The sequence below is a fragment of the Pseudomonas sp. 28 E 9 genome, assembly GCF_900004785.1.
Lineage (GTDB): Bacteria > Pseudomonadota > Gammaproteobacteria > Pseudomonadales > Pseudomonadaceae > Aquipseudomonas > Aquipseudomonas orientalis_A.
Window position 1 is genome coordinate 259 of sequence record NZ_CVTK01000039.1, and the last position, 6,902, is coordinate 7,160.

Consider the following 6,902-nt stretch of genomic DNA (forward strand, 5'->3'; position numbering starts at 1 on the left):
GTGCTGACGGTCGAACCGTTGACGTAGACATCATTGGCCGGCGTATCGACAACAACAGTACCTGTCGACTCACCCGCCTTGATGGTAATCACCGAGCCATTGCTCAAGGTGACGCTCACCGGCGTCTGCGCCGGGTTGTTCAATGTCGCGGTGTAGGTGATCTGGCCACCTTCGGTCACGGTCGAACCGGCCGTCAGCGTGACAGTGGTGGTATCGACCACATCAGTAATGGTGGTAACCGCAGGCGTAGTGCTCGGCACCAGGTTTTCAAAGTTGCCGCCGGTTGCGCCGGTAATAGTGGTGCTGACGGTCGAGCCGTTAACGTAGACGTCATTGGCCGGGGTATCGACAACAACAGTACCTGTGGACTCACCTGCCTTGATGGTAATCACCGAGCCATTGCTCAAGGTGACGCTCACCGGGGTTTGCGCCGGGTTGTTCAATGTCGCGGTGTAGGTGATCTGGCCGCCTTCGGTCACGGTGGAACCGGCCGTCAGCGTGACAGTGGTGGTATCGACCACATCAGTAATGGTAGTAACCGCAGGCGTAGTGCTCGGCACCAGGTTTTCAAAGTTGCCGCCGGTTGCTCCGGTAATAGTGGTGCTAACGGTCGAGCCATTAACGTAGACGTCATTGGCCGGCGTATCGACAACAACAGTACCTGTCGACTCCCCCGCCTTGATGGTAATCACCGAGCCATTGCTCAAGGTGACGCTCACCGGGGTTTGTGCCGGGTTGGTCAGGGTCGCGGTGTAGGTGATCTGACCGCCTTCAGTCACGCTCGAACCAGCCGTCAAGGTCACGGTGGTGGTATCGATGGTGTCGGTAATCTGCGTCACGGCCGGGTTAGGGTCGAGGGTCAGTACCAGGTTGTTGCCGCCGGTGATGCCGGTGACGTTGACGCTGATCTGGCTGGCGTCGAGGTACGGGCTGTCGTTAGGCGCCAGGGGCACGTTGACGGTGCCGGTCAGTTGGCCGGACGGGATGGTGATCACCGCGCCGTTGGACAGGGTGATGGTCAAGTCGCTGGTGCCGGCCTGGGTCACGGTGGCGGTATACGTCAGCACGCCCCCGGCTTCGGTGATGCTCGGGGTGGCGCTCAGGCTCAGGGTCGAAGGCTGCAGCGCCAGGTTGCCGTTGCCTGCAGAAGCTTGAGCACCATTAAAGGTATTCAGCGTTGCTGTGCCCTGGCCGATAGGGGCGGTGGGAAAGCCGATGGTCGGATCGACACGCCCGGCGGTCGCGTCCAGCACCACGAAGCTGTGACCGCCGCCTGCCGCGCCATTACCGGCAGCAGTGGCGCCGGCGGCAGTGGCTTCCAGTTCGGTGGTCGGGTCGGCGCCGGCGGCGATGGCCTGCTGCAGCTCGGCAACCGACGGCGCGGCTTGTTCGGTGGCGGCGGCCAGGTCGGCGGTGGAGTCCGGCATGTCGGCGCTCCACTGGGTGTCGCGGCCCAGGTCCAGCGTGCGTCCGTCAGCCAGTTCCAGGCTCACTGCGCCCGACAGGCCCGTATCAATCTGGTCGCCCGCAAACAGGCGATCACCCTCAACCAGAACACGGCGTGTCCCTTCCGGAGAAATAACGAACACTTGACCAACAATGCTTTTGACGATGGCAACAACATTGCTCATTAAATATTTCTCCGGCGATCCGTTTCTGATGATTCCATGTGGCCGCTCAAGAGGGAGGGCCAAACTGGAGGGGGCGTAGTCTGAACACTTACTGACGTCAAATTATTGGCTAGAATTTTTAGCTATCTACTTTATGCCAAACTATTGACCTTATGGCCGCCATCCTAAACAATCGCCCCCGTAATGTCACATTGATATTTATGCGGCGAACCGTCCTACATGTGTGAAGCAGTTCCGCTTTTTGAACTTTCCGACGTACGGTCATTACGCTAGCCATTATCCGACGCGGCGGCGCCAATCGCTGTGATTTGAGACAAGAAGTCCTGGGGAATTTTTAATGCGTCTGCACCTGTTCAAGGCAATACCGTTCGTTCTCGCCGCTAGCTTTGTACAAGCCCAGACGCTGCCTCAAGCCATGCAGCAGGCAATGGATGTGCATCCTGAAATTCAAGCGGGTATAAACAGCCGCATCGCCGCCGATTACCAATTGCGTGCGGCGCAGGGTGGGTATCTGCCGCGTGTCGATTTGAATGCCGGCTATGGCCGTGCGGGCACCGACAACGCTTCCACCCGCGCCGCCAATGGTACGGGCGGCAACCACTGGGACACCCTCAATCGCGGTGAATCCAGCCTGCGCCTGCAGCAAATGATCTTTGACGGGTTCGCCACCTCCAGCGAAGTCGGGCGTCAACAGGCCAACGTCAACTCCCGTGCCTATTCGTTGCTCGGTACGTCCGAGCGCACCGCGTTGACCGTTGCCCAGGTCTACCTGGAAGTGCTGACCCGCCGCGAGTTCGTGCGCCTGGCCGAAGAAAACCTGCGCAACCACGAACGCATTTACGATCAGATCAAGTTGCGCACCCAGCGCGGCGTCGGTAACGGCGCCGATCAGGACCAGGCCGAAGCGCGTCTGGCCCAGGCCCGCAACAACCTGATCACCGAGCAGACCAACCTGGCGGATGCGCAAACCAACTACCTCAGCGCCGTTGGCGAGATGCCCGACCAGCTCGAGCGCCCGGCGCCGTTCATGGCCATGCTCCCGGCCGACCTGAATGAAGCGCGGCGCCAGATGCTCGACAACAGCCCGGTGCTGCGCTCGGCCGAGTCGGACATCTCCGCCGCCGAGAAGCAATACGCGGCCGCCAAATCCAGCTTCTATCCACGCTTTGACGCTGAGCTGGGCACCAATGCCGACAACAACGTCTCCGGTGACGCCAACCACAGCAACGGCTGGGAAGCCATGGTGCGCATGCGCTTCAACCTGTTTGCCGGCGGCAGCAACAAGGCCGACCTGCAATCGAAGTCATACCAGGCCAACCAGGCCCTGGACATCCGCAACAACGCCTTGCGCCAGCTCAATGAAGAACTGGGCCTGGCCTGGAACGCCTTGAACAACGCCAACGCGCAACTGCCGGTGGCCCAGCAGTACGTGGACCACAGCACCCGCGTGCGCACGTCCTACCAGCAACAGTTCAGCCTGGGCCAACGTACCCTGCTGGACTTGCTCGACAGCGAGAACGAATTGTTCACCGCTTCGCGTCGACTGGAAGAGATCAAGAATATTCAGTTATTTACTCAGTACCGAATCAAGGCGACCATGGGCGAATTGCTCAAAAGCCAAGGCGTCGTCGCTCCAATGGCCTCCGTCGTGCAAAACGATGTGAAGCCCAAAGTCCAACTGCCTGGAATGAACTGAGTCACCCCATAGCCCCATCTGTTAGTCGAGAGTGCCCCGCGTGGAATCCGAAGTCAGTCGAGTTCATCTCAGTCATGATCCACGCACGCTGCACGACGATCCGTTACTCGACGGCTTGTTGGCACTCTGCGCCCTGCATCAGAAACCGGCCAGCGCGGCCATGCTCACCACCGGCCTGCCGCTGCCTTCGCAGCGCCTGAGTGCCGAGTTGCTGTCGCGTGCCGCCGCGCGGGCCGGCCTGCAGGGGCGGCTGCTGCAACGCAGGCTCGAACAGATTCCGGCCATCGCGTTACCGGCCCTGCTGCTGCTCAAGGACGGGCGCAGTACCGTGCTGCTCGGCTGGGAAGGCGATGATCAGGCACGGGTGCTGCTCAGCGAAAGTGATGGCGGTGAAGTGCTGATCAAGCGCGCGCTGCTGGTCGACGACTACACCGGCAAAGTCTTCTTTGCCCAGCCGCAGCACAAATTCGACGTTAACCACGGCACGCTGATCCCCCGGGCGCGCTCCTGGTTTCGTGACACGCTCAAGCGTTCGCGCTGGCTGTATACCGATGCCATCGCCGCCAGCTTCCTGATCAACATCATCGCCATGGCCGCGCCGCTGTTCGTGATGAACGTGTACGACCGCGTGGTGCCGAACCAGGCCACCTCTACGCTGTGGGTGCTGGCCGTGGGCATCTGTGGCGCGTATCTGTTCGATTTGGTGCTCAAGAGCCTGCGCAGTCTGTGCCTGGACCTGGCCGGTAAAAAAACCGACCTGATCATCTCCGCCACCCTGTTCGAGCGCATCGTCGGCATGTCGATGAAGTACCGCCCGGCGCGCGTCGGCAGCTTTGCGCAGAACATTCATGAGTTCCAGAGCCTGCGCGACTTCCTCGCCTCCCTGACCCTCACCAGCCTGATCGACCTGCCGTTCACGCTGCTGATCTTCCTGGTGATCGCCCTGCTCGGTGGCCATTTGGTGTGGATTCCGGTGCTGGCGTTCCCGATTGCCCTGGGCATCGGCTACGCCCTGCAAAAACCTTTGGTCGCGACCATGGAACGCACCATGGCCCTGGCCGCCGAACGCCAGTCGAGCCTGATCGAAACCCTCGCCGGGCTGGATGCGGTCAAGGTCAACAATGCCGAGAGCGAACGCCAGTACGGCTGGGAACAGACCATCGGCACCTTGAGCCGGCTCGAACTGCGGGTGAAATTGCTGTCGGGCCTGTCGATGAACATGACCCTGCTGATCCAGCAACTGGCCGGCGTGATCATGATCGTGTTCGGCGTGTACCAGATCATCGACGGCAACCTCAGCATGGGCGGCCTGATTGCCTGCTACATGCTCAGCGGCCGCGCCTTGAGCCCGCTGGCCTCGCTGTCGGGCCTGCTCACGCGCTACCAGCAGGCCAAGGTCACCATGACCTCGGTGGACCAGATGATGGAGCTGCCCCAGGAGCGCAATTTCGAAGAGCGCCCCATGAGCCGTCGCACCCTGCAAGGCGCCATCGAGTGCCGGGGCCTGAATTTCACCTACCCGAACCAACAGAATCCGGCGCTGAAAAACATCAACCTGGTGATCAAGCCAGGGGAAAAGATCGGCATCATCGGTCGCAGCGGCTCGGGCAAAAGCTCCCTGGCCAAACTGATCGTCGGCCTCTATCAACCCGACTCCGGCGCGTTGCTGGTGGACGGTGTGGACGTGCGCCAGATCGACGTCAGCGAACTGCGCCACAACATCGGCTACGTCGCCCAGGACATCCAACTGCTGGCCGGCACCCTGCGTGACAACCTGGTCAGCGGTGCGCGCTACGTCGAAGACGAGATGGTACTGCAAGCCGCCGAACTGGCCGGTGTGCACGAATTCGCGCGCCTGCACCCGCAAGGCTATGAGCTGCAGGTTGGCGAGCGTGGGCAGAACCTGTCCGGTGGCCAGCGCCAGAACGTCGCCCTGGCCCGTGCATTGCTGCTCAACCCGCCCATCCTGCTGCTGGACGAACCCACCAGCGCCATGGACAACACCGGTGAAGAACGCTTGAAACAACGCCTGCATGCCGTGGTGCAAAACAAGACCGTAGTCCTGGTGACGCACCGTGCCTCGCTGCTGTCCCTGGTGGACCGCCTGTTGGTGGTTGACCGTGGGCAGATCCTCGCGGACGGCCCGAAAGCCGTGGTCATGGAAGCGTTGAAGAAGGGGCAGATCAGTGTCGCTTAATTCCATCAAAAGCGCGGTCGGGCGCTACTTCAAAGGTTCCGACTCGCTGCAGGGCCAGCCGCTGCCCGAGGTCAACAAAGCGCTGATCGAAGATGCGCCGCGGGTCATCCGCCTGACCATCTGGGCCATCATCGCGTTCTTTGTGTTCCTGGTGGTGTGGGCGGGTTTCTCCGAAATCGACGAAGTGACCCGAGGCGACGGCAAGGCGATTCCGTCGTCCAAGCTGCAGAAAATCCAGAACCTGGAAGGCGGTATCGTCGCCGAGTTGTATGTCAAGGAAGGCCAGATCGTCGAGGCCGGTGCGCCTTTGATTCGCCTGGACGACACGCGGTTTGTGTCCAACGCCGGGGAGACCGAAGCCCTGCGCCTGGCCATGCAGCTGCGCGTCGAGCGCCTGAGTGCGCAGGTGGACGACCGCCCGCTGACGATTCCCGACGATGTGCTCAAGGCCGCGCCCAGCCAGGCCGCCAACGAGCGCTCACTGTATGAAAGCCGCCGCCAGCAGTTGAAAGACGAAGTCGGCGGTTTGCAGGAGCAACTGGTGCAGCGCCAACAGGAGTTGCGTGAGTTCACCTCCAAGCAAAGCCAGTACCGCAGCCAGTTGTCCCTGCAACGCCAGGAAATCAACATGTCCGAGCCGCTGGTGGCCCAGGGTGCGGTATCGCCGGTGGAAGTGCTGCGCCTCAAGCGCGCCGAAATGGAAACCCGGGGCCAACTGGACGCCACCACCCTGGCGATCCCGCGCGCCGAATCGGCGATCAAGGAAGTGCAGCGCAAGATCGACGAGACCCGTGGCAAATTCCGCAGCGAAGCCCTGACCCAACTCAACGAAGCGCGCACCGAACTGAACAAGGCCGAATCCACCGGCCGCGCCCTGGAAGACCGCGTCAGCCGTACCCTGGTCACCTCGCCGGTGCGCGGCATCGTCAAGCAGTTGCTGGTCAACACCGTCGGAGGCGTCATCCAGCCGGGCAGCGACATGGTCGAAATCGTACCGCTGGACGACACCCTGCTGGTGGAAGCCAAGATCCGCCCGCAAGACATCGCCTTCCTGCACCCTGGCCAGGAAGCGGTGGTCAAATTTACCGCCTATGACTACACCATCTACGGTGGCCTGAAGGCCAAGCTCGAACGCATCGGCGCCGACACCATCACCGATGAAGACAAGAAAACCACCTACTACATGATCACCCTGCGCACCGACCGCAGCCACCTGGGTACCGATGAAAAACCGCTGCTGATCATCCCCGGCATGGTCGCCTCGGTGGACATCATCACCGGCAAGAAAAGCATCCTCAGCTACCTGCTCAAGCCGATCATCAAGGCGCGGGCGGAGGCGTTGCACGAGCGGTAATCTCTATCGCCTGCTCCGGCCTCA

The 6,902-nt window shown here is 61.5% G+C and carries 5 protein-coding genes; 4 read left to right on the forward strand and 1 reads right to left on the reverse strand.

Annotated features, from left to right (window positions below):
* On the reverse strand, positions 1-1,631 hold a 1,631-nt coding region (locus BFQ00_RS07760; RefSeq protein WP_256535957.1), incomplete at its 3' end, for a retention module-containing protein.
* Positions 1,632-1,961: 330 nt separating this feature from the next.
* On the opposite strand from BFQ00_RS07760, the gene BFQ00_RS30380 reads away from it, so the two are divergent.
* From BFQ00_RS30380 to BFQ00_RS07775, 4 genes are read left to right on the forward strand one after another with little or no spacing between them, the layout of a single operon-like run.
* Positions 1,962-2,015 carry a hypothetical protein gene (locus tag BFQ00_RS30380; RefSeq protein WP_371914181.1) on the forward strand — a complete coding sequence of 18 codons (54 nt, stop codon included), beginning with the start codon at positions 1,962-1,964 and terminating at the stop codon, positions 2,013-2,015.
* Complete coding sequence (locus tag BFQ00_RS07765) at positions 1,993-3,327, forward strand: TolC family outer membrane protein (protein ID WP_371914180.1); 1,335 nt, start codon at positions 1,993-1,995, stop codon at positions 3,325-3,327. The genes BFQ00_RS30380 and BFQ00_RS07765 overlap by 23 nt, the downstream gene beginning before the upstream one ends.
* 40 nt (positions 3,328-3,367) lie before the next feature.
* Positions 3,368-5,524 (forward strand): type I secretion system permease/ATPase, encoded by a 2,157-nt coding sequence (locus BFQ00_RS07770; protein ID WP_065886608.1) that lies wholly within the window; start codon positions 3,368-3,370, stop codon positions 5,522-5,524.
* Positions 5,514-6,878 carry an HlyD family type I secretion periplasmic adaptor subunit gene (locus tag BFQ00_RS07775; protein ID WP_065886609.1) on the forward strand — a complete coding sequence of 455 codons (1,365 nt, stop codon included), beginning with the start codon at positions 5,514-5,516 and terminating at the stop codon, positions 6,876-6,878. Before BFQ00_RS07770 ends, BFQ00_RS07775 begins: the two co-directional genes overlap by 11 nt.
* Positions 6,879-6,902 lie beyond the last annotated feature (24 nt).